General features: G+C 67.7%; 20 protein-coding genes. 10 read left to right on the top strand and 10 right to left on the bottom strand.

Annotation, left to right across the window (positions count from 1 at the left end; translation table 11 throughout):
• Positions 1 to 55 precede the first annotated feature (55 nt).
• The 6 genes from AC1DZV_RS15685 to AC1DZV_RS15660 all read left to right on the top strand — a co-directional run bounded on the left by AC1DZV_RS15685 (position 56) and on the right by AC1DZV_RS15660 (position 6,947).
• Entirely contained in the window at positions 56 to 1,069 is a 1,014-nt protein-coding gene (locus AC1DZV_RS15685; RefSeq protein WP_476954057.1) for a medium chain dehydrogenase/reductase family protein, read from the top strand.
• 145 nt (positions 1,070 to 1,214) lie between these two features.
• Positions 1,215 to 1,787, top strand: a complete 573-nt coding sequence (locus AC1DZV_RS15680) for an MOSC domain-containing protein (protein ID WP_476954056.1) — start codon at positions 1,215 to 1,217, stop codon at positions 1,785 to 1,787.
• Between the two features lie 204 nt (positions 1,788 to 1,991).
• Positions 1,992 to 2,924, top strand: coding sequence for a LysR family transcriptional regulator (locus AC1DZV_RS15675; protein ID WP_476954055.1), 933 nt, complete (start codon positions 1,992 to 1,994; stop codon positions 2,922 to 2,924).
• 116 nt (positions 2,925 to 3,040) lie between these two features.
• Positions 3,041 to 4,138: a tartrate dehydrogenase gene (locus AC1DZV_RS15670; RefSeq protein ID WP_476954054.1), complete on the top strand. Its 1,098-nt coding sequence runs from the start codon at positions 3,041 to 3,043 to the stop codon at positions 4,136 to 4,138.
• Between the two features lie 171 nt (positions 4,139 to 4,309).
• Entirely contained in the window at positions 4,310 to 5,785 is a 1,476-nt protein-coding gene (gene dctA / locus AC1DZV_RS15665) for a C4-dicarboxylate transporter DctA (RefSeq protein ID WP_476954053.1), read from the top strand.
• Between the two features lies 1 nt (position 5,786).
• Positions 5,787 to 6,947: a glycerate kinase gene (locus tag AC1DZV_RS15660; protein ID WP_476954052.1), complete on the top strand. Its 1,161-nt coding sequence runs from the start codon at positions 5,787 to 5,789 to the stop codon at positions 6,945 to 6,947.
• 143 nt (positions 6,948 to 7,090) lie between these two features.
• Here the strand turns inward: AC1DZV_RS15660 and AC1DZV_RS15655 are convergent, their stop codons facing one another.
• From AC1DZV_RS15655 to AC1DZV_RS15635, 5 genes are all read right to left on the bottom strand, one after another.
• Complete coding sequence (locus AC1DZV_RS15655) at positions 7,091 to 7,537, bottom strand: SRPBCC domain-containing protein (RefSeq protein WP_476954051.1); 447 nt, start codon at positions 7,535 to 7,537, stop codon at positions 7,091 to 7,093.
• Between the two features lie 85 nt (positions 7,538 to 7,622).
• Entirely contained in the window at positions 7,623 to 8,672 is a 1,050-nt protein-coding gene (locus AC1DZV_RS15650; RefSeq protein WP_476954050.1) for a sulfate/molybdate ABC transporter ATP-binding protein, read from the bottom strand.
• On the bottom strand, positions 8,669 to 9,490 hold the full coding sequence (locus AC1DZV_RS15645; RefSeq protein ID WP_028275168.1) for an ABC transporter permease: 822 nt from the start codon (positions 9,488 to 9,490) through the stop codon (positions 8,669 to 8,671). Before AC1DZV_RS15645 ends, AC1DZV_RS15650 begins: the two co-directional genes overlap by 4 nt.
• A 5-nt stretch (positions 9,491 to 9,495) precedes the next feature.
• Positions 9,496 to 10,314: a molybdate ABC transporter substrate-binding protein gene (gene modA, locus AC1DZV_RS15640; RefSeq protein WP_476954049.1), complete on the bottom strand. Its 819-nt coding sequence runs from the start codon at positions 10,312 to 10,314 to the stop codon at positions 9,496 to 9,498.
• Positions 10,311 to 10,721, bottom strand: a complete 411-nt coding sequence (locus AC1DZV_RS15635) for a TOBE domain-containing protein (RefSeq protein ID WP_476951769.1) — start codon at positions 10,719 to 10,721, stop codon at positions 10,311 to 10,313. Before AC1DZV_RS15635 ends, modA begins: the two co-directional genes overlap by 4 nt.
• 260 nt (positions 10,722 to 10,981) lie before the next feature.
• Here AC1DZV_RS15635 and AC1DZV_RS15630 point away from each other — a divergent pair, with 260 nt between their 5' ends.
• On the top strand, positions 10,982 to 11,572 hold the full coding sequence (locus AC1DZV_RS15630) for a hypothetical protein (protein ID WP_476951770.1): 591 nt from the start codon (positions 10,982 to 10,984) through the stop codon (positions 11,570 to 11,572).
• 127 nt (positions 11,573 to 11,699) lie between these two features.
• Here AC1DZV_RS15630 and AC1DZV_RS15625 read toward each other — a convergent pair whose 3' ends face one another.
• The 5 genes from AC1DZV_RS15625 to AC1DZV_RS15605 form a co-directional block, all read right to left on the bottom strand.
• Complete coding sequence (locus tag AC1DZV_RS15625; protein WP_476954048.1) at positions 11,700 to 12,821, bottom strand: NAD(P)/FAD-dependent oxidoreductase; 1,122 nt, start codon at positions 12,819 to 12,821, stop codon at positions 11,700 to 11,702.
• Positions 12,822 to 12,889: 68 nt separating this feature from the next.
• Positions 12,890 to 13,945, bottom strand: coding sequence for a Gfo/Idh/MocA family protein (locus tag AC1DZV_RS15620; protein ID WP_476954047.1), 1,056 nt, complete (start codon positions 13,943 to 13,945; stop codon positions 12,890 to 12,892).
• Positions 13,945 to 14,742 (bottom strand): amino acid ABC transporter ATP-binding protein, encoded by a 798-nt coding sequence (locus AC1DZV_RS15615; RefSeq protein WP_476954046.1) that lies wholly within the window; start codon positions 14,740 to 14,742, stop codon positions 13,945 to 13,947. Before AC1DZV_RS15615 ends, AC1DZV_RS15620 begins: the two co-directional genes overlap by 1 nt.
• Positions 14,739 to 15,527 (bottom strand): amino acid ABC transporter permease, encoded by a 789-nt coding sequence (locus tag AC1DZV_RS15610; protein ID WP_018775513.1) that lies wholly within the window; start codon positions 15,525 to 15,527, stop codon positions 14,739 to 14,741. Before AC1DZV_RS15610 ends, AC1DZV_RS15615 begins: the two co-directional genes overlap by 4 nt.
• Before the next feature lie 144 nt (positions 15,528 to 15,671).
• Positions 15,672 to 16,517 carry an ABC transporter substrate-binding protein gene (locus AC1DZV_RS15605; RefSeq protein ID WP_476951790.1) on the bottom strand — a complete coding sequence of 282 codons (846 nt, stop codon included), beginning with the start codon at positions 16,515 to 16,517 and terminating at the stop codon, positions 15,672 to 15,674.
• A gap of 205 nt (positions 16,518 to 16,722) precedes the next feature.
• On the opposite strand from AC1DZV_RS15605, the gene AC1DZV_RS15600 reads away from it, so the two are divergent.
• From AC1DZV_RS15600 to AC1DZV_RS15590, 3 genes are all read left to right on the top strand, one after another.
• Entirely contained in the window at positions 16,723 to 17,808 is a 1,086-nt protein-coding gene (locus AC1DZV_RS15600; RefSeq protein WP_476954045.1) for a LacI family DNA-binding transcriptional regulator, read from the top strand.
• Between the two features lie 156 nt (positions 17,809 to 17,964).
• Positions 17,965 to 19,260 carry a cation:proton antiporter domain-containing protein gene (locus AC1DZV_RS15595; RefSeq protein WP_476951776.1) on the top strand — a complete coding sequence of 432 codons (1,296 nt, stop codon included), beginning with the start codon at positions 17,965 to 17,967 and terminating at the stop codon, positions 19,258 to 19,260.
• Between the two features lie 365 nt (positions 19,261 to 19,625).
• Positions 19,626 to 19,805 carry a hypothetical protein gene (locus AC1DZV_RS15590; RefSeq protein WP_018775517.1) on the top strand — a complete coding sequence of 60 codons (180 nt, stop codon included), beginning with the start codon at positions 19,626 to 19,628 and terminating at the stop codon, positions 19,803 to 19,805.
• Positions 19,806 to 19,936: the final 131 nt, after the last annotated feature.

The following is a 19,936-nucleotide window of genomic DNA, read 5'->3' as shown; positions in this document are numbered from 1 at the left end:
CGCTGGGCGGCAAGGGGCCGGTGTGCGGAGCGTGTGCCGAGCGTAGAGTGAGCCCATGAAGCGTGTGGTGATCGACCGCTTCGGCGGCCCCGAAGTCCTGCAGGTGGTGGAGGTCGACGATCCACGGCCCGGTCCGGGCGAAGTCCGCGTCAGGGTCCTGGCTTCGGGGGTGTCCTTCACCGATGCCCAGCTGCGCGCCGGCACCTACCTCGGCGGACCGAAGCCGCCGTTCACGCCCGGCTACGAGCTCGTCGGCATCGTTGATGAGCTCGGGCCCGGTTGCTCGCGGGTGCGGGTCGGGGATCGCATCGGCGCGCTGACGGTGTGGGGCGCCAACGCCGAGCGCGTCTGTGTGCCGGAGGCATACGCGGTGGATGTGCCTGAGGCCCTCGATCCGGCCGAGGTCGTGAGCCTCGTCTTCCCCTACATGACCGCCTACCAGCTGCTGCACCGGACGGCCCAGGCGAAGCCCGGGGAGAGCGTCCTGGTTCACGGCGCGGCAGGCAGGGTGGGCGCCGCCATCCTCGAGCTCGGAGCACTGGCCCGCCTCCGCCTCTACGGGACCGCCGCCGGCCGGGACCGCGCCGCAGTGGAGCGGCTGGGCGCGGTGGCGATCGACTATCAGAACGAGGATTTCCTGGCCCGAGTGCGCGGGCTCACCGGCGACGGCGTAGACATTGCCCTCGACGGGATCGGTGGGCCGTTGACTCTGCGCTCCTTCCGGGCGCTGCGGCCCGGCGGCCGGCTCGTTGTGTTTGGCCGCTACGCCACCATCGCGCGGGGCCGCAAGAACTGGCCGGGCGTGATCGCCTGGTACGCGGCAACGGGGAGCGTCGCCCTCTGGGGCTGGCTGTCACCCCGCCGAAAGGTGCTGTCCTACCGGATCCAGAAGCTGCGCATCCACCACCAGGACTGGTTCAGGGCAGACTTCTTCGCGCTGCTCGAGTTGCTTCGCCGCGGCGAGATTCACCCGGTGGTGGCCGAGCGCCTGCCGCTTTCGGACGTTCGTCGCGCCCATGAGCTGCTGGGGAGCACCGCGGCGAAAGGGAAGATCGTGCTCGTACCCTGATCCGGCATGGTCGCCGCCGCCGCACTACGCGTAATGCCCCGCCGGGTTCGCGGGAAGCCTACGAGGTCGCCGCAAGGTTCCGGCGACCTCGCACGCCTCCGGCGATTTCGCGCGGGCGCGCCACGAGGGAGGATAGTTTTAGGGCATGACGGCAAGCTACAGGTACGACGTCGAGATTCTGCACCTCCTTGTCTCGCCGGCGCACGCCTACTTCGGCCGCGCCCGCGATGGTGCGGCGCAGGTCCCCACGGCGGATGCGGACCACGTGGAACTGGTGGCCGGCAAGGGCATCATCGGCGACCGGTTCTTCGGCAAGGCCGCGCACATGGACGCCGCCGTCACCCTCCTCTCGATCGAGGCCCTCGAGGCGATGGCCGAGGAGCTGGCAGCCGGCCCCTTTGACCCGCTCCTGACCCGACGCAATGTGGTCCTCCGGGGCGCCCACCTCGCTCCCCTGCTCGGCGAAGAGTTCGCGCTCGAATCGAAGGGCAACATGGTCCGGCTCCGGGCCGGACGGCCAGCACACCCCTGCGCGTGGATGGACCGGATGCTTGCACCCGGCGCGCACGCCGCCATGCGCGGCCGGGGAGGCGTGCGAAGCCAGCCGCTTTCGACCGGCCTCCTGAGCCGCGGCCCGGCCGTGCTGGTCAGCCCCGTCCCGCTCGACCCCGGGCAGGCCGGCGTCCCCACGCTGCTGCGCCCCTCCCGGCTGCCGTAGCGCGGCGGAGACGCGGGAGGCGCGGAGACACGAGCGGCGCGGACGACGGCGGGCGTTGCGTGATCCGGCGAGCGGCGATCATGCTCTTTGCCGCGGATGTGGAACAAATGCGCATCCGAATCGTCCGCAGGAAATAGGCTCGGACTCATCGATCAGGCGGCCGCACGGCAACCGTCAAGTGCAAAAACCGGTGAAGGAGCCAGGGTGGACACCCGAAAGCTGAAGTATTTTCTGGCTGTTGTTGACCACGACGGGTTCAGCCGTGCCGCGGAGCACCTGCTCATCGCCCAGCCATCGCTCTCGCAGACCATCGCCGCCCTCGAGAAGGAGCTGGGCGTGCCGCTCTTCCACCGGATCGGGCGGCGGGCGGTGCTCACCGAGGCGGGCAAGGAGCTGATCGGGCCGGCCCGGCTGGTGATGCGCAACCTCGATGCGGCGCAGTCCGCGGTGCAGTCGGTGCGCGGGCTGCGCAGCGGACGGCTGGACATCGTCACGATGCCCTCCCCCGGGATCGAGCCCCTGTCCTCGATGATCGCCGCCTTCACCCGGGCGCATCCCTTGGTCAGGCTCAATGTCAGCGCCGCCTTCACCCCGGAGGACGTCATCGAGTCTGTCCGAAGCGGCAGCACGGAGATCGGGATGGCAGGCTCCCCCACGCCCATCAAGGTTCCCGGCGTTGAGGTGCTGGAGCTCGATCGCCAGCCGCTGATCCTTCTCGTCAATCCCCAGTCCGATACGTTTGGCGCCGCAACAACGATCCAGCGCGAGGAGCTGGCCGGCCACCGCCTGGTCGCGAGCCAGCGCGGTTCGCTGATGCGCTGGCTTGTGGACGATGCACTGGCGCGGGGGATCGACGCCGAAATCGTCGTCGAGGTCGCCCACCGGACCTCGATCCTGCCCTTGGTCCTGGCCGGGGTCGGCCACGCCGTGATGCCGTCGTCGTGGGCGCCCCTGGCCCACAAATCGGGGCTGCGGACGCTGCTGATCGAACCCGTGTCCTACCTGGATGTTGCCGTTCTCAGCCGGGGGGACGACCTGACCCCCGCGGCCCGGTCCTTCCTGGCGGTGGCGCGGCTGCACGCGGCCCCGCAACCGCCAGGACGGACAGACACGCCTCCCCCGGCGCATCATCAATAGGCTGAACCTATCTAGCGGATCGGATCTTGGTCTTGGACGGCATGTGGTGCCGGCCCGTCTACTTGAAGAGGAAGGCAGTGTGACGCTGCTAACACACTCAACGAGGAGGTAGGCACATGAGCGCCACCCAGACATTCAGCATCGCTTCAATCCCCGCCGACGGGGTCGGCATAGAGGTCGTCTCCGCCGGACGCCGGGTCCTGGACGCCCTGGCGCAGAATTCCGGCGGCAAGTTCGCCTTCGAATGGACCGAGTTCCCATGGGGCTGCGAGTACTACGCCAAGACCGGCCAGATGATGGACCCCGACGGATTGGACACCCTCAAGGACTTCGACGCCATCTACTTCGGCGCTGTCGGCTGGGAAAACGTCCCGGACCACATCAGCCTCTGGGGCCTGCGCCTGAATATCACGCAGAACTTTGACCAGTGGGCCAACATCCGTCCGGTGAAGTTCCTCCCGGGCGTCCAGTCCCCGCTGCGCAAGGCCGACACCACCGAACTCGACTGGATTGTGGTCCGCGAAAACAGCGAAGGCGAGTACGCCGGCCTCGGCGGGCGCAACCTCAGCGGCCGCGGCCCGGGCAACGAGGTCGCCCTGCAGACCGCGCTGTTCACCGAGAAGGGCTGCGAGCGCATCATGCGCTTTGCGTTCGATCTCGCCCGGACCCGCACGGTGAAGAAGGTCTCCTCCGTCACCAAGTCCAACGCCCAGCAGTACGGCATGGTCCTCTGGGACGAAACCTTCCAGCGTGTTGCCCTGGACTACCCCGATGTCGCCACCGAGAGCGTCCTGGTCGACGCGATGAGCGCCAAGTTCATCCTGCACCCGGAAGACCTCTCCGTCGTCGTCGCCTCCAACCTGAACGCTGACATCCTCTCCGACCTCGGCTCAGCCCTGGCCGGCAGCCTCGGCCTGGCGGCCAGCGCAAACCTGAACCCGGAGCGCCGCTTCCCGTCCATGTTCGAACCGGTGCACGGCTCGGCCCCGGACATCGCGGGCAAGGGCATCAGCAACCCGATCGGCGCGATCGCCAGCGCAGCCCTGATGCTGGGCCACTTCGGCCTGCACGAGGAAGCCCGCCGCGTCGAGGCCGCCATCGAAGAGGCAACCGGCGCCGGCCACCTGACCCGCGACGTCGGCGGCGACGCCACCACCGCGGACGTCACCGCCGCCATCATCGAGGCCCTGGCCCGCACCCTGGCGGCCGTCTAGCCCTGCGGCGCACTAATACGGACAACGGCACTGAAACGGACGACGCCGGCCGCGCGGCCGCCGTCGAACGCTACACACCGCACGGGGCGGCTGCGCCCAACTGGCTCCCGCCCCGTGCAAACCCCCACACTTAAAGCATCTCCAGAGACATTCCACAATGAGGTAGGAATCATGGGACACATCACCACCGCGGGCACGGACATCCCGGCCCCCAAGAAACGCTGGTACAGGCAGCTGTACTTCTGGGTATTGACCGGCATCGTCCTCGGCATTCTGGTGGGCTGGCTGGCCCCGGCCGCGGGCATTGCCATGGAACCGATCGGCACCACCTTCGTCAACGCCATGAGAATGCTGATCGGCCCGATCGTGTTCCTGACCATCGTCGGCGGCATCGCCAGCGTCGCGGATCTGAAGAAGGTCGGCATGACCGGGCTGAAGGCCCTGACGTATTTCCAGATCGGCACGATCTTTGCCCTGCTCTTTGGCCTGGTCGCCATCAACATCTTCCGCCTCGGCGACGGTGTCAACGCAGACGCCAGCGCGATCAAGACGACGGACTCCGCGGCCAAACTCATCGACGCCGGCGCCCACCAGGAATGGTGGCAATTCCTGACCCACGTCATCCCCACCAGCGTCGTCGCGCCCTTCGTGGAAGGCGACATCCTCCAGATCATCTTCATCGCCGTGATCTTCGGCGTCGCGCTGAACGCCGTGGGCAAGGTCGGAGCGCCCGTCCTGGACGGTGTCCAGCGCCTCACCGGGGTCATGTTCAAAATCCTGGGCTTCATCATGAAGGCCGCCCCGCTGGGCGCTTTCGGCGCGATGGCCTTCGCCGTCGGCAAGTACGGCGTCTCCTCCCTCTCCAGCATGGGCGGGCTGATCGCTCTCTTCTACGCCACCTCGATCCTCTTCGTCGTCGTGATCCTCGGCTCCGTCATGGCCTTCCTGAAGCTGAACATCTTCAAGATGATCCGCCACCTCAAAGAGGAGTACCTGCTCATTCTGGGCACCTCCACTGCCGAACCGGCCCTCCCGGGCCTGATGCGCAAGCTCGAGCACGCCGGCGTGAAGAAGGAAACGGTCGGGCTCGTGGTCCCCACGGGCTACAGCTTCAACCTCGACGGCGCCGCCATCTACCTTTCGCTGGCCGCCGTCTACATCGCCCAGGCAACCAACACGAACCTGACCATCGGCCAGCAACTGGGCCTCATCGCGGTCATGCTGCTCACCTCCAAGGGCGCGGCAGGCGTCGCCGGCGGCGGCTTCATCGCCCTGACCGCCACCCTGGCCACGCTCGGCACCATCCCTGCCGCGGGCATCATGCTCATCTTCGGCATCGACAAGTTCATGTCCGAGTGCCGGGCCCTGGTGAACTTCACCGGCAACGCCGTCGCCACCTTGTTCATCGCCTGGTGGGACCACACGCTGGACGCGGACCGCGTCCGCCGCGTCTTCAACGGCGAAACTGTTGAGCCCCTGCCCAGCGAGGATCCGATCCTCCCGGACGGCTACGGCGACATCGACGATGACCTGATCGAATACGGCCACCACACGCACCCGGACAACAACCCGCAGCGCACAGAACCCGCCGACGCCGATTCGACGGCCGAGGACAACCGCCGCCCCGCCTACTCGGAAACCATCTGACATGTCCAACACCACCGCCCCGAAAACCGTGCGGACCCTGATCGCACCGGACAAGTTCAAAGGCAGCCTCACGGCCGGCGAGGTGGCCGATGCCCTGGCCGCAGGGCTCCGCGCCGGAGCCGGCTCCACCGGCCGGGCCGGAGCGGTCCACTGCGAGCTGCTTCCGCTGGCCGACGGCGGGGACGGCAGTGTGGACGCCGCCGTCGCCGCGGGCTTCACCCGGCACCGCCACACTGTCACCGGGCCCACCGGCCAGCCCGTCCCGGCCGGCATCGCGTTCGACGGCACCACCGCCGTCGTCGAGGTCGCCAACACCTGCGGCCTGGCGCTCCTGCCGGCGGGCCAGCTGGAACCCTTGGCGGCCTCCAGCCGGGGCTTTGGGGAAGCGGTCCTGTTCGCCCTCAGTCTCAACCCGGCCAGGATCGTCCTGGCGCTGGGCGGAAGTGCCAGCACCGACGGCGGCATGGGAATGCTCACCGCCCTGGGCTACGGCTTCCACGACGCCCGCGGCCGGCAGCTCCACGGCAGCGGAAAGTCCCTGGCGCAGATCCACACCATCCGCCGGACCAGGTTCCCCGAACTGGACGGCACGGAACTCGTGGTCGCCAGCGACGTCCACAATCCCCTGCTCGGACCCGACGGCGCGCCGGCGGTCTTCGGACCCCAAAAGGGCGCCGGACCGCAGGACATTGCGGCACTCGAGCACGGGCTGGCGCACCTCGTCGCCGCGTTGACGGACGCCGGGTTTGAGGACGCCGAGGCACTGGCGCAGCGTGAGGGCGCCGGAAGCGCCGGCGGGATCGGCTTCGCCTGCCTGCTGCTGGGTGCCAGGCAGGTCTCCGGCGCCGACTACTTCCTGGACCTGCTCGATTTCAACAATCGCAGGGACAGCTGCGATGTCGTCATCACCGGCGAGGGCAGCATCGACGACCAGACCCTCGCCGGCAAACTTCCGGCCGCCGTCGCCCGGAGGTCCGGAACCCGCCCGATCATCGCGGTGGCCGGCCGTTCCCTCCTCCCCCGGGAAAGATGGTCCGAACTGGCGCTCACCCGGGTCTACACCCTGGCCGAGTACACCGACCAGGACTCCTCCAAAGATCCCGGACTTTCGGCCGCCCTGCTGCAGAGGATCGGGAAGGACATCGCGGCAAGCCTGCTGTAGGCGCCCTTCCGCCGACGAGGGGAACGCCCGCCGGGGGACACCCGGGCGGGCGTTCTTGTCGCGTTCCGTTGATGTCCGCTTGTTGTCCGCCCACTGGCGGGCCGCTGTCAGCAGTAGCGCAACCTGGCCCTGCGGCCTACTGCCTAATCGCTCCCTGGCTCTTCCCGCTCCGCGATTCCCCTCACGCTCTTCACCAGGCTGTCCCACATGCCCTTGGAGTGGTCGGCGTCCTCGGCACTGGCGTTGTTGTCCTGGGCGAGCGTCAGTTGCGTGGCACCGGTCTGGTCCTCGAGCGTCCAGGTCAGCGTGTGGTAGTTCTCCGGCGCATCCGCCTGGCCGCTCAACGGGCTGAAGTGCGTGACAACAAGCCGCCGTCCGGGTTCAAACTCGAGGATGCTGCCCCTGTCCTCGTACTCCTTGCCGTCCCAGGTGCCCCGCCACAGGATGGGTCCGCCTACCGTCCAGTCGGTCACGAGTTCGGTACCGAACATGAACTCCTTGGCTGCATCGGGATCGGTGATGACGGACCATACGCGGCTCGCGGGCGCCTCGATGGTGATGGTCGAGGTCGCCACATACATTCCAGGCATAGCCTTCCTTTCCTCGCGGAGTCGCTCGGCGCCGGCAGCGCCCGGCACCGAGACTACTCCGCCGGGCGGAACGTGCGGAAGCTCCCTAGGCCGGGTAGATCGCGATGGCGGCGGCCTTGATGACGAAGTAGACGCTCATTCCGGGGACGAGGCCGAGGTCGGCTGACGCGGCCGGGGTGATGTCGGCGGAGAGTCGACCGGCACGGACACGGATCTGATCGCCGTGGGGCTCCAGGTCCGTGATGATCACTTGGAATGAGTTTCGCGGGCTGCCGTGCTCTTCGGTGAGGAACACCGATACCGCCGAGGGCGGAAAGACCGCTACTCCGTCCTGCCCGGGCTCGACGGACTCGTCCTGGTGGCCCGCGACGACCATGCCCTGGGCCGTGGTCACCCCGGCGTTGCTGACGGTGCCGGCCACAAGGTTCAGCCCGGCCAGCCCGGCGGCGAACCGGCTGCGGGGTTTTTCCAGGACTTCGCGGGTGGGGCCCTGTTCGGTGATCCGGCCGCCCTCGAGGACGATCACCCGGTCGGCCAGCATGAGGGCGTCGAGGATGTCGTGGGTGATGATGATCGCCCGGCGGCCGGCGAGGACGCGCTTGAGGAGCCGGCGGAGCAGCGGGGCGGCATGGATGTCGAGCGCGGCCATGGGCTCGTCGAGGAGCAGCAGGTCGGGGTCGGCGGCGAGGGCGCGGGCCACGGCCACCCGCTGGGCCTGTCCGCCGGAGAGCTGTCCGGGGCGCCGCGAGGCGAGGGAGCCGGCGTCGACCTCGCTGAGCCAGTGCATTGCCGTTTCGCGGGCCGCTGCGCTGGAGGCGCCGGCGCTGCGTGGCCCGAACGCGACGTTGTCCAGTGCACTGAGGTGCGGAAACAGGAGGGCTTCCTGGGCCAGCAGCGCCGTGCCCCGGGTGTGCGGGGCGCGCCAGATGTTGGTGTCCGCGCTCAGGTCGAACAGGACTTTTTCGCCGATCGTCGCCTTGCCGGCATCGGGGCGCAGCAGGCCGGAGATGATCGAGAGGAGCGTCGATTTACCGGCCCCGTTGGGCCCGAGGATGGCGATTGTCTCGGCCGGTCCGAGGCTGAGGGAGACCTCGAAACTCCGTGCGGCAAGGGTTGCGTCCAGCTGAAAGGTCACCGGAGTGCTCCTTCCGGTGCAACGCCAAGGCGAGGGCGCCGGTAGGAGAGCCCGACGACGGCCACCGCCACGGCGACCAGCAGGAGGGAGAGCGCGACGGCGGCGTCGGCGTCGGTTTCGCGTTGCAGATAGATCTCCAGCGGCAGGGTGCGGGTGACGCCCTGCAGGCTGCCGGCGAAGGTCAGGGTGGCACCGAATTCGCCCAGGCTGCGGGCGAAGGACAGAACGGCGCCGGAGGCCAGGCCGGGGAGCACCAGCGGGATGGTCACCCGGCGCAGCACCGTGCCCGGGCGCGCGCCGAGGGTCGCGGCGACCGCCTCGTACTTGTTGCCGGCGGTGCGCAGGGCGCCTTCGAGGCTGACCACCAGGAACGGCAGGGCAACGTACGTCTGGGCGAGGACGACGGCGGTGGTGGAGAAGGCGATCTGGATTCCGGCCAGTTCCAGGCTTTTGCCCAGGAGTCCCTGGCGGCCGAAGGTGTAGAGCAGGGCGATGCCTCCCACCACGGGAGGCAGGACCAGCGGCAGCAGGACGAAGGCCCGGAGCAGGCGCTGGCCCGGGAACGGGCTCCGCGCCAGGATGAGTGCGAGCGGCACGCCGAGGACGATGCAGGAGGCGGTGCTCGCCGCGGAGGTTCGCAGGCTCAGGCCGAGCGCGGTGAGTGAGGATTCGGAAGTGATCAGCGGGATGAACTCGGACCAGTTGACCCTGGCGACCATTGCCACCAGCGGAAGCAGGACGAAGAGTGCCCCTGCTGCCGCGATGGCGTAAATCCATGCCGGGATGCCTGTGTACCCGGTGCCGCTGCGCCTGTGCATGCCGTTTACGGGGTGCCGAATCCGGCGTCGCTCAGGACCGTCTTGCCCGCGCTGCCGGTGACCGCGGCGATGAAGGCAGCGGCGAGCTCCTTGTTCTTGCTCGTGCCGACCGTGGCGATCGGGTAGGTGTTTACGGCCTGGTCCGACTCGGCGAAGGGGATGCCTTTGACCTTATCTCCGGCGTTCCTGACGTCCGTGACATAGACCAGCCCGGCGTCGGCCTCACCCGAGGTGACCTTGCCCAGGACATCCGTGACGGACGATTCCTCGCTGACCGGCGCCAGGGTGGTGCCGGTGGCTTTTTCGACAGTCTCGGCCGCGGCGCCGCAGGGAACCTGCGGTGCGCAGACCACCACCTTCACGCCCGGTCTGGCGAGGTCGGCGAAGGAGCTGATCGATGCCGGGTTGGACGGCGGAACCGCGATCTCCAGGACGTTCGTGGCGAAGTTGGCCGGGGCGCCGTCGATCAGTTCCGCATCGTTCAGCTTGGTCATGTTCTTGGTGTCGGCGGAGGCAAAGACGTCGGCCGGGGCGCCCTGGGTGATCTGCGTGACCAGGTCCGAGGAGCCGGCAAAGTTCAAAGTGATTTTGGTGCCGGGGCTCTTGGCCTCGAAGTCGCGGGCCAGCTTGGTGAAGGTCGATTTCAGCGAGGCCGCGGCGTAAACGGTGATCGCTCCGGACAGCGTGGGGGTCTCACTGGCCCCGGCGCTGGAGTTGGAGCCGGTTCCGGCTGCCCCGGGCGTGCCGGCGGCACAGCCGGCCAGGCCCGCGGCCAGGGCGCCGGCCGCCAGCAGTGCGGTGACGCGCTTGCGGGCAGTCCTCATATGATGCTCTTTCCGTGGGGCGTTTCGATGATGACGGTGGTGGCTTTGACCACGGCGGTCGCCACGGAGCCAAGCTCCAGGCCCAGTTCCCGGACCGCTTCGCTGCTCATCAGGGACACGACGCGGAAGGGCCCGCACTGCAGCTCAACCTGTGCCATGACTTTGTCAGCGGTGATGCCCGTGACCAGGCCGACGAACCGGTTGCGGGCGGAGCGGCCCACCTTGGTGGGGTCATCGGGAAGCTGTGCCTGGTCGCGGGCCAGGTGGGCAAGCTCGAGGCCGTCCACGGCCAGCCGGCCGGAGTCATCCTTGACCGGGGTCAGGACCCCATTCTCGGTCCAGCGCCGGACGGTGTCGTCACTGACCCCGAGAAACCGTGCTGCTTCGGAGATGCGGAATTTCGGCATGACTCCATAATCACCTATTTGCGGCAATTATGGGCATTCCTATCCGCAAATCAGTAGGAATCCTCGTTTGGGGTCATCCGAGGCGCAGCCGGGTCCGCCCCCCGATCCTCGAACTCAAGCCGCATTTCGGGCCGGCCGGTGGCGCCGTCGTCGGGCGCCGCCCGCTGGGTGGCCACCAGGAGCGACGGCGGGTCGATTTTCCCGCCGCCCGGGACGATAATCGGAGGTGACCGGACAGCTTCTGCCGAGAGGAGCCGGCCGTGGCACCCACCACCCTGCTGGCAGGATTCAGATCTGCGATCGCCGCCCTCACGCTGGGGGTGCTGCTGTTGACCGGAACCGGCTGCTCCTCCGACAACCCCGCGGAAACCACGAAGATCACGCCGGCGACCAACGGGATCAACACAGTGATCGGTCCAATGAAGCTGGCGGACATGCTCATCCTCTCCCACGGAGCGGACCAGCCGGGACGGATTATGGGCACCGTATTCAACACGTCCGCCAAGGACGCGGTTGTCACCATCTCCGGCGCTTCCGGATCGACGGTATCGATTCCGGTCAAGGCTAACGGCGAAACGTCTTTGGCCCAACCTCCGGCCATGATGCTGGACCCCACCACGGGATCCCCCGGGTCCCTGGTCACGGTCCGGGTGAGCGAGGACTCCACAGGTAAGTCGGCCGAGCTGCAGCTTCCGGTCCTCGACTCCACGCTCCCCGAATACCAGTCGTACATGCCCGCGACGCCCGGATCCGGGACTGCCTCCGGCACCCCATCACCCACGCAAACCGGGAACACCACCGCCCCATCCGGGACCGGGTCCCCCACCTCCAGCCCCTCCCCCAGTCCTTAGCCCGGTCCCAAGCGCCAGCCAACAATGGATCTGGCCCCAGGGGCAACGCCGGCGGCGCAGGAGCAGGACGGGGCTTAGGCAGGCAGGGCCGGTGAACGCCGACCTGCCTGGCGGCCTCTGGCTCTGGCTAGGAGAAGCGTCCCGGCCGGAAGGTGGCCAGCATCGGGTGCTTCGTGCCGGTCATGATCTCGCCCGCGAGAAGTTCTCCTGCGATGAGGCCGAGCGTGGCCCCCGAGTGTGTGAAGGCCACGAAGCAGCCGGGCACCTGGCCGAGTTCACCGAGGACCGGTTCGCCGTCGCCCGGGATGGGCTTGTAGCCGATCTTCCAGGAGGCCGGTTTGAGGTCGGGGTTGCCGGCGATGAGCTTGGATGCTTCATCGGCGAGTTCCTGGACCACGTCATCGGGGATGCTGAAGGAGCCGTCGGCGTGTTCGGTGATGTGCCCTTCATACCAGTCGTGGTCCAGGGCAAGGGTGTTTCCGGGGTTGGGCCGGACGGCGGCCCTGGGGGTGTTCAGCACGGCCTTCAGCTCGTGCTCTAGGGGTTTGGTCAGCACCAGCATGGAGACCGGGGATCCGTTGGGGATCTCGACGCCGAGGGGCGCGACGACGGCGGGAGTTGCGGCACCGCACGCCACGAGAACAGCGTCTGCCTCGTAGGTTTCGCCTGCGGCCGTCTCGACGCCGGTGGCCCGGCCGCCGTCGACCGTCACGGACACCTTGCCGGCGTTGAGTACGAGTTCACCGCCCAAGGCGTGGAACTCCTCCATCAGGAAGTCCACCAGATCGGGCAGGCTGACCCAGCCCTCACCGGGATTGAAGATGGCGTTCTCCGGAACTTCGACCGGATCGATGCCGGGGGTGGCTGAAGAAACTCGTTCGGGCGTCAGAAGCTTCGAGTCATAGCCGATGGATTTCTCGTAGCGGTGGCGGGCTTCCGTGGCGGCTTCCTGGCCGGCGGGATTCCACATGAGGCCACCGCCGAACTGCAGCCATTCCCGGCCGGGGTCCGCGGCGAAGAGCGTGCGGTAGCGGTCCACGCCGGCGACCCGGAGCTGGTGGTACGGCGTGGACCGTTCTCCGGCGGAGTTCAGCCAGGAGAGCGAGCGGCCGGTGGCCTCGCTGGCCAGGCCGTGTTCGGTCAGGAGGATGACGGAGGCGCCGTCGCGGAGCAGGTGGACGGCGGTGGAGACGCCGAGGATGCCGCCGCCGATGATGGCGATGCGCTTGGTTGAGGGCGTGGAGGACATGGGTCTGCCTTTCCTTAAGTAGAGGTGTCTGGGGTACCCGCCAGGGGCACTGGGAGCGGGTGTGCGGACTATACGGAGGCGCGGATATTTTCGATGACCCTCAGGACGTCGAGTGACTCTTCCGGGTCGACCGGAAGTGGGCCCTTGCCACGAAGGGCAGTCGCGAGCTGTGCATAGAACAGCGGATAGGCGCCGGGTTCAGATGCGACTGGGCGCAGGTCTCCATCGACACCCAAGGTCCCCCAATGGGTTTGGGGTTCGACGCCGTAGCCCGGGTCCGTGGGTGTCGTTCCGGCCGCGAGGGCCGGTTCCTGGCCGTCCAAGCCCCACTTCGTGTAGCCGGACTCGGAGCCCAGGACGTGGAAGCGCGGGCCGACCTGCGGCGCCATCCCGTTCATCCACAACCGTGAGCGGACCCCGGATTCGTGGAGCAGGGACACGAAGGCCTCGGTGTCGGCGCCGCCCGGATCCGGGCCGTGGTTCGCCGTTTCGCCGTAGCTTTCGGTTGCCGGGCCAAAGAGCTGGAGGGCCTGGTCGATCAGGTGGGCACCGAGGTCGTTGAGGATGCCGCCGCCCTCGGACACGGCGGCGGTGTCCCGCCAGTTTCCGAAGCCCTCCGGCCGCCACCATTCAAAGCGCGATTCGAAGCTGCGCACCTCCCCCAGCGCTCCTTCCCCGACAAGCTTCCGCAGCGTCAGGAAGTCCGCGTCCCAGCGTCGGTTCTGAAATACCGTGAGCTGCACGCCGGCGTCGGCCGCCCGGGAGATGAGCTTCTGCCCCTGGTCCGATGTGGTGACGAACGGCTTGTCCACCACCACGTGGAGGCCATGGGCGATGGCCGTTGCGGTGAGGTCGAAGTGGGTCAGCGGTGGCGTTCCGAGGACCACCAGATCGAGGTCACCGGACAGCGCAAACAGATCCTCCGGCGTCGGGACGATCCGGGTATCCGGGTAGAGCCTTGCAGCCTCCGTGGCGCGGTCCGGATCCGCCGTGACGATAACGTCCAGCGAGTAGTTGGCATCCGCCGCGATCAGCGGTGCGTGGAAGACTTTGCCCGAGATGCCAAACCCGACGACGGCTGCGCGGATGGGTGCCGCGGCGGTGTTTCCCTTCAGGGTCTCCATCAAAGCACTTCCGAGAGGAATCGCTGGAGGCGTTCGCTTTGCGGGTTGTCGAAGAGGTCGGCGGGCGTGCCTGACTCGACGACCTCGCCTTCGTCCATGAAGACGACCTGGTCGGCGACTTTGCGGGCAAAGCCCATCTCATGCGTGACCACCAGCATGGTCATGCCTCGGCGGCCCAGGCCTGCCATGAGGTTCAGCACGCCCTTGACCAGTTCCGGGTCCAGGGCGCTGGTGGCCTCGTCGAAGAGCATGACTTCCGGTTCCATGGCCACGGCCCGGGCAATCGCGACGCGCTGCTGCTGTCCGCCGGAGAGGTCACGGGGGCGGTGGTCGGCGCGTTCGGCAAGACCGACCTCGGCGAGGCGGCGCCGGGCGCGTTCCCTGGCTTCGGCCTTGGGCATGCCCTTGACACTCCAGAGGGCCAGCGCCACGTTCTCGAGGGCGGTGTGGTCCGGGAAGAGGTTGAAGTGCTGGAACACCATGCCGATGCGGCTGCGCAGGAGGTCCGGTTTGACCTGCAGGGCGCTCTCGCCGGCCAGGAGCACGTCCCCACTCTTGGGTTCGTGAAGCCGGTTGACGCCGCGCAGGAGGGTGGATTTGCCGGAGCCGGAAGGCCCGATGATACAGGTGGTGGTGCCCGGGGCGACGTTGAGGCTGACATTGCGGAGCACCTCGACATCGCCGTAGGCCATGGTCAGGTTCTTCAGTTCCAGGCTGGAGCCATGGAACGTCTCGATGTCCGGAACTGATTCTTTGGCATTGCTGGTGCTGCTTGCGGTGTTGCTGGCGAGGCTCATGTGTTGCTCCCGGTGGTCAGCGGTGAAGCCGCGGCGAGTTCTTTGACTTCCTTGAGACCGCTGCTGGGTGCGGCGGGGCGGCGTCGGCCGGTGCGGAAGCGGTTATCGAAGTAATTGACCAGATGGGTCAAGGGAACCGTGATCAGCAGGTAGAAGATGCCGGCCATGACCAGGGGCGAGAGGTTGCCTGAAAGCACGGCGGCGTCCTGGCCCACGCGGAAGAGCTCGCGTTCCGTGACCAGCAGGCCCAGGAAATAGACCAGCGAGGAGTCCTTGACGATGGCGATGAACTGGTTCACCAGCGCCGGCAGGACCCGGCGGACGCCTTGCGGAACCACCACCAGGGCCATGGACTTCGCGTAGCTCATGCCCAGCGCGCGGCATGCCTCACCCTGGCCTTTGTCCACGCTCTGGATACCGGCGCGGAAGATCTCACCGATGTAGGCGCTGGCGATCAGGCTCAGGGCGATGATCCCCAGGGGGTAGGGCGAGGGGCCGAAGATCGATTGGCTGAAGCGGGCGAAGCCCTGGCCGATCAACAGGATGGTCAGGATGGCGGGGAGTCCGCGGAAGAGGTCCGTGTAGATCCGGGCCGGAACCCGAAGCCACCGCGAGGGAGATATCCCCATGACGGCGACGACCATGCCGAGGGCAACGCCGATAATGGTCGCCGCCACGGAGATGATGAGGGTATTGAGGAGACCGACTCCCAGAAGCTGGGGCAGGACCTCGGCCATTGCGCCGAAGTCGAAGAAGGTGCGGGTGATGGTGCTTAACCAGTCCATGGTTGCTCTCAGACGTAGGTAGCTTGTGGAACCCGGGCGGGCCGCGCAGTGCGGCCCGCCCGGTCAGGTGGCAGCCGGGCAATGTGCCGGACGTGCCGATGGTTCGGGGCCTATTGCTTGCCGGCCGCTTACTTGCTGGGCCGTTTACTTGCTCGGCGCAGGCGTTGCAGTCTGCTCGGCTTTCGGCAGGTACTGCTCGGGCATCGGGGAGCCCGGGAACCACTTCTGGTAGAGCTTCTTCCAGGTGCCGTCCTCCATGGCTGCGGCAAGGCCCTTGTTGAGAGCGTCCTTGAAAGCGCTCTTGCCCTTGGCCACGGCGAAGCCGGCGGGAGCGTCAAAGGACGGGATGTCCGCGGCGCTGATCAGCCCGTACTGCGTTTCATAGGCCTTGGCGGCCTCGTAGTCCAGGAAGTGTGCATCGACGGATCCACTGTTGACGGCGGCGATCGCGGTGTTGTTGTCCGGGAAGCGCACCAGGCTCGCGGAAGTGAAGTTCTTGACCGCGTAGGCCTCCTGCAGCGTTCCCTGCACGACGCCGAGACGCTTTCCGGCGAGACCGTCGGCGCCGGTGATGCCCGAGGTCTTAGTGGTGATGACGGTCAGGTAGCCGGCCAGGTAGCCATCGGAGAAGTCGACGGTTTGCTTGCGCTTGTCAGTGATGCCGATCGCCGCAACGCCGGCGTCGAACTGGCCGTTGGAGACAGCGGCGAGCAGCCCGGAGAAGTCCTGTCCGGTGAAGACGACCTTGTCGACTCCGGCGCGGTGGGCGACGTCTTTGAAGAGCTCGACGTCGAAGCCGGTGAAGTTGCCCTGGGCGTCGGCAAAGGTATAGGGCTTCGAATCACCCAGGCTGGCAACACGGATGGTGCCGGCCTCAATCAGGCCGTAGGGGTTGTCCGCCGGCGAGGACGAGGCGGATGAGCTGCCTCCGCAGCCGGAGAGTGCCAGGACCGCGGCCACAGCAGCGGCGATGAGCGCCCCGGGGCGCATTGTGTTTCCTGTGTTCACAGCGTTTCCAATCGTGGGGGTGAGCAGCGGGGCAGGCAGGCAGTGGGCCCCGTGGAGTGGGACTTTGTCGATGGAAGTCTTGCTGAGTCCGGTCTCAGTCCCTAGGATTGAGACCGGACTCACATCGATTGCTAGAAATGTAATCGAAGCCACATCAGGCGTCAAGGGTCCGCTACGAAAGGCCGTAATGAATAGTGATGCTTCCCGGCGCCGCGATGTCACTGTCGCCGACGTCGCCAAAGCAGCCCAGGTTTCCAAGGCCCAGGCCGCCCGCGCCCTGGGCAACTACGGGGCCGTGAGCGACGACGTGCGCGAGCGGGTGCTGGCTGCCGCCGAGGAACTGGAGTACCGGCCCAACGAGCTCGCCCGCAGCATGAACACCGGGAAATCGCACACCATCGGGGTGGTGGTCGGCGACATCGAAAACCCCCATTTCGGCCTGGCCACGCGGGGCATTACGGACACCGCCAAGCGGAGTGGATTCAATGTCATCCTGATCAATACGGACGAGGATACCGAGGCGGAAATCGACGCCGTGAGGGTGCTCCTCGACAAGCGCGTTGACGGCCTGATCGTGGCACCCGCGTCTTCCGTGGCAACGCAACATTTACGGCGCGTTCACGAATCCGGTCGTCCGCTGGTCCTTTTGGACCGCAAGGCGCCAGGGCTCGACGTCGACACCGTGGCGGTGGACATGGAGGACATCTCCCATGAATCCACCAGCTATTTGCTCAAGTCCGGCCACCGGAGGATCGCCTTCGTCTCCACGCTGAAATCAGCCGGGCCGTACCACGACGGCTTGCAGCTGGACTCGTCCCAGATCTCGGACCGGCGGGACGGAATGAAACGCGCATTCGAGGAGGCGGGGCTGGACCTGCCCGTCGATCTGATCCGCCTCAACGCCGGCGACGACGAGTCCATCAAGAAGATCACCCGCGAGCTGCTGCAGCGCCCGGACCCGGCGACGGCGATCATCGCCTCCGACGGCCTGATCGGCCTCAGCGTGGTGGAGGCGATCCACGAGCTCGGCCTCTCCATTCCGAATGATGTCTCCTTCCTCATGTATGACGACTTCGCCTGGACGCGCCTGACCACGCCCCCGCTCACGGTTATCGCCCAGCCTGTCTACGAAATGGGCGTAGCGGCCGCGTCAGCCCTGATCCGGCAGATCGAAGGCCGCAAGGCGCCGGCGGCCGCACCGACATTCACGGCCGCACTGATCCGCCGCGGCTCGGTCGCGGCCCCGCCGGGGCAGGAGCAGGACAGGGCTTAGTTCTCTGGCGCGGTCCCTGGCCGGCGGATTAACTGAACTGCAGGGAACGTTTAGTGCAATCGGCGGAGGGAGTGTGATCCCTGTGGGCGGACCCATACGGCTGCTGGAATCGGGCCGCCCTCACGCGGTGCCCACGGAAACGGGCGCCGATCCGTCATGGAGCTGACGGTCATTGTCCTCATCACCGCCCTCCTGTTCGCGTGGGCGCTGGTGTCGGCGCGGCTGCAGCAGGCGGACCTGACCGCTCCCATCGTGTTCACCGCTGTCGGCGCAGCCCTGGCCTGGTCCGGGCTGGTCAATGCCGCCTCGGCGCCCGCGCTGATCACCCCGGTTGTCGAGGTCACCCTGGTGTGGGTTCTCTTCTCCGACGCCGCCCGCCTGCCGCTGCAGGAATTGCGCCGGGACGTGGGCCGCTACGTGCGGCTGCTGGGAGTCGGCCTGCCGCTGACGATTGTGTTCGGGTGGGCCCTGGCCGCCTGGTTCTTTCCCCAGTTCGGGTTCTGGCTGGCCCTCCTCGTCGGCGCCGCACTTGCCCCTACCGACGCCGCACTCGGAATACCCGTGGTGACGAATCCGGCGGTGCCGTCGCGGATCCGCCAGCTGATCACGGTCGAAAGCGGCCTCAACGACGGCATCGCCACCCCGGTCGTCATGCTCGCCATCGCCGGCGCGGCCGCCGCAGCAGGTCTGGAGAGCGCCGAAGGCCCAGGCAGCGCGGCCGTCGAGCTTCTCATCGGCGCCGGCGTCGGCGCAGCGGCCGGCGCCGCGGGAGGGTGGCTGCTGCAACTGGCCCGCCGGCGCGGGACCGCAACCGAGGACTTCGCCGGCATCGGCGTCCTGGCCCTGAGCCTGCTCGCCTACAGCGCCGCACTCGCAGTGGGCGGCAACGGCTTCGTTGCCGCGTTTTGCGCCGGGCTGGCGTTCGGCACCTGCGCCGGGGAACGGGCGCCGGCCGAACTGGCCTTCGTCGAGCAGATGAGCGGCCTGGTGTCCCTGCTCGTGTGGCTGGCCTTCGGAGCCATCACCGTGCCGATCATGCTGGCGAGCTCCGTCCCCCTGACCGTCGCCTACGCCGTGCTCAGCCTCACGGTGGTGCGGATGCTGCCGGTGGCGCTGGCCTCGATTGGCGCCGGCCTCGATCGGAAAACCGTCCTGTTCGTGGGCTGGTTCGGCCCGCGCGGCCTGGCTTCCCTCGTATTCGCGCTGCTGGCGCTGGAAGCCCTCGGATCAGTGTCCGATCAGGCCGTGGCCGTCATCACCGCCACTGTGCTGCTCAGCGTGCTGGCCCACGGCTTCAGCGCCGCGCCATTGGCTGCCCGCTACGGACGGGCCGCTGCCGCTGCCGGTCCGGAACCCGGCGGCCCGGTGCCGGTCACTCCCGCCCCCGCCCGGGGGCTGAGCCGCATGCACATCCACCCTCCGCATTTTCGGCCGAAGCGTTCCCGTCCCTAGACCGCACTGAACCGTCCGCGCTGGGCTCGAGTGCCGTCGTCGCCGTTCACGTTCCGCCACAGCGGCTGTGATGAGTCTCACGCGCAAATTTCGCCATCTGGCTTGAGCCTCCCGCGCGGCGCTGTGCACTATGGAAAGGCAAGGCAGGGACTGCGACGTTCCTGCTGGTGCAGCCTGACGAATTTCTGCGACGTTCCGCGTCCGCAGTAAACGCCGGGCACCCATCTTGGTGGACGCAATGAGGCCAAACCGGTGAGCTCGCAAAGCTGCCCACGGTCTCAGGCGTTCCTGGTTTGGCCCCTACGGCGGCTCCGCATCGGTGCGGCAGCCGGACATCCGGATTCATGAAATGGAAGCACTGAACAATGACGTTTGAAACTGCCAACTCTGTAACCCACAAGCTCTGGGACCGCTCCACCATGCACCACGAGCTGGACGCGCTGGTCCACGAGCTCTCCGAGCGCCACAACACCGCCAAGAGCAACATCGCGGTCCACGCCAGCGGCCCGAACACCTTCACCCTCAGCCTGAACCACGGCGCCTAAAGCCCGGGTTCCAGCAGCAGGCCAAACGACGACGGCGGGGGCCACCTCCCGCCGTCGTCGTTTGTCCTTAAAGCCCGCGCATCAACCGGCGCCCACGGCCCCGCGCAGGAACCGCGCAGGAACCGCCCGGG

The organism is Arthrobacter sp. P1_D12 (genome assembly GCF_056406175.1).
The sequence above is the reverse complement of the archived record's forward strand: the minus strand, read 5'-3'. Positions and strand labels throughout refer to the sequence as shown.

Coding starts and splice junctions, on each gene's coding strand:
- AC1DZV_RS15685 (WP_476954057.1), top strand. CDS start 56: ATGAAGCGTGTGGTGATCGACCGCTTCGGCGGCCCCGAAGTCCTGCAG.
- AC1DZV_RS15680 (WP_476954056.1), top strand. CDS start 1,215: ATGACGGCAAGCTACAGGTACGACGTCGAGATTCTGCACCTCCTTGTC.
- AC1DZV_RS15670 (WP_476954054.1), top strand. CDS start 3,041: ATGAGCGCCACCCAGACATTCAGCATCGCTTCAATCCCCGCCGACGGG.
- dctA (WP_476954053.1), top strand. CDS start 4,310: ATGGGACACATCACCACCGCGGGCACGGACATCCCGGCCCCCAAGAAA.
- AC1DZV_RS15660 (WP_476954052.1), top strand. CDS start 5,787: ATGTCCAACACCACCGCCCCGAAAACCGTGCGGACCCTGATCGCACCG.
- AC1DZV_RS15655 (WP_476954051.1), bottom strand. CDS start 7,537: ATGCCTGGAATGTATGTGGCGACCTCGACCATCACCATCGAGGCGCCC.
- AC1DZV_RS15645 (WP_028275168.1), bottom strand. CDS start 9,490: ATGCACAGGCGCAGCGGCACCGGGTACACAGGCATCCCGGCATGGATT.
- modA (WP_476954049.1), bottom strand. CDS start 10,314: ATGAGGACTGCCCGCAAGCGCGTCACCGCACTGCTGGCGGCCGGCGCC.
- AC1DZV_RS15635 (WP_476951769.1), bottom strand. CDS start 10,721: ATGCCGAAATTCCGCATCTCCGAAGCAGCACGGTTTCTCGGGGTCAGT.
- AC1DZV_RS15625 (WP_476954048.1), bottom strand. CDS start 12,821: ATGTCCTCCACGCCCTCAACCAAGCGCATCGCCATCATCGGCGGCGGC.
- AC1DZV_RS15620 (WP_476954047.1), bottom strand. CDS start 13,945: ATGGAGACCCTGAAGGGAAACACCGCCGCGGCACCCATCCGCGCAGCC.
- AC1DZV_RS15615 (WP_476954046.1), bottom strand. CDS start 14,742: ATGAGCCTCGCCAGCAACACCGCAAGCAGCACCAGCAATGCCAAAGAA.
- AC1DZV_RS15610 (WP_018775513.1), bottom strand. CDS start 15,527: ATGGACTGGTTAAGCACCATCACCCGCACCTTCTTCGACTTCGGCGCA.
- AC1DZV_RS15605 (WP_476951790.1), bottom strand. CDS start 16,517: ATGCGCCCCGGGGCGCTCATCGCCGCTGCTGTGGCCGCGGTCCTGGCA.
- AC1DZV_RS15600 (WP_476954045.1), top strand. CDS start 16,723: ATGAATAGTGATGCTTCCCGGCGCCGCGATGTCACTGTCGCCGACGTC.
- AC1DZV_RS15595 (WP_476951776.1), top strand. CDS start 17,965: ATGGAGCTGACGGTCATTGTCCTCATCACCGCCCTCCTGTTCGCGTGG.
- AC1DZV_RS15590 (WP_018775517.1), top strand. CDS start 19,626: ATGACGTTTGAAACTGCCAACTCTGTAACCCACAAGCTCTGGGACCGC.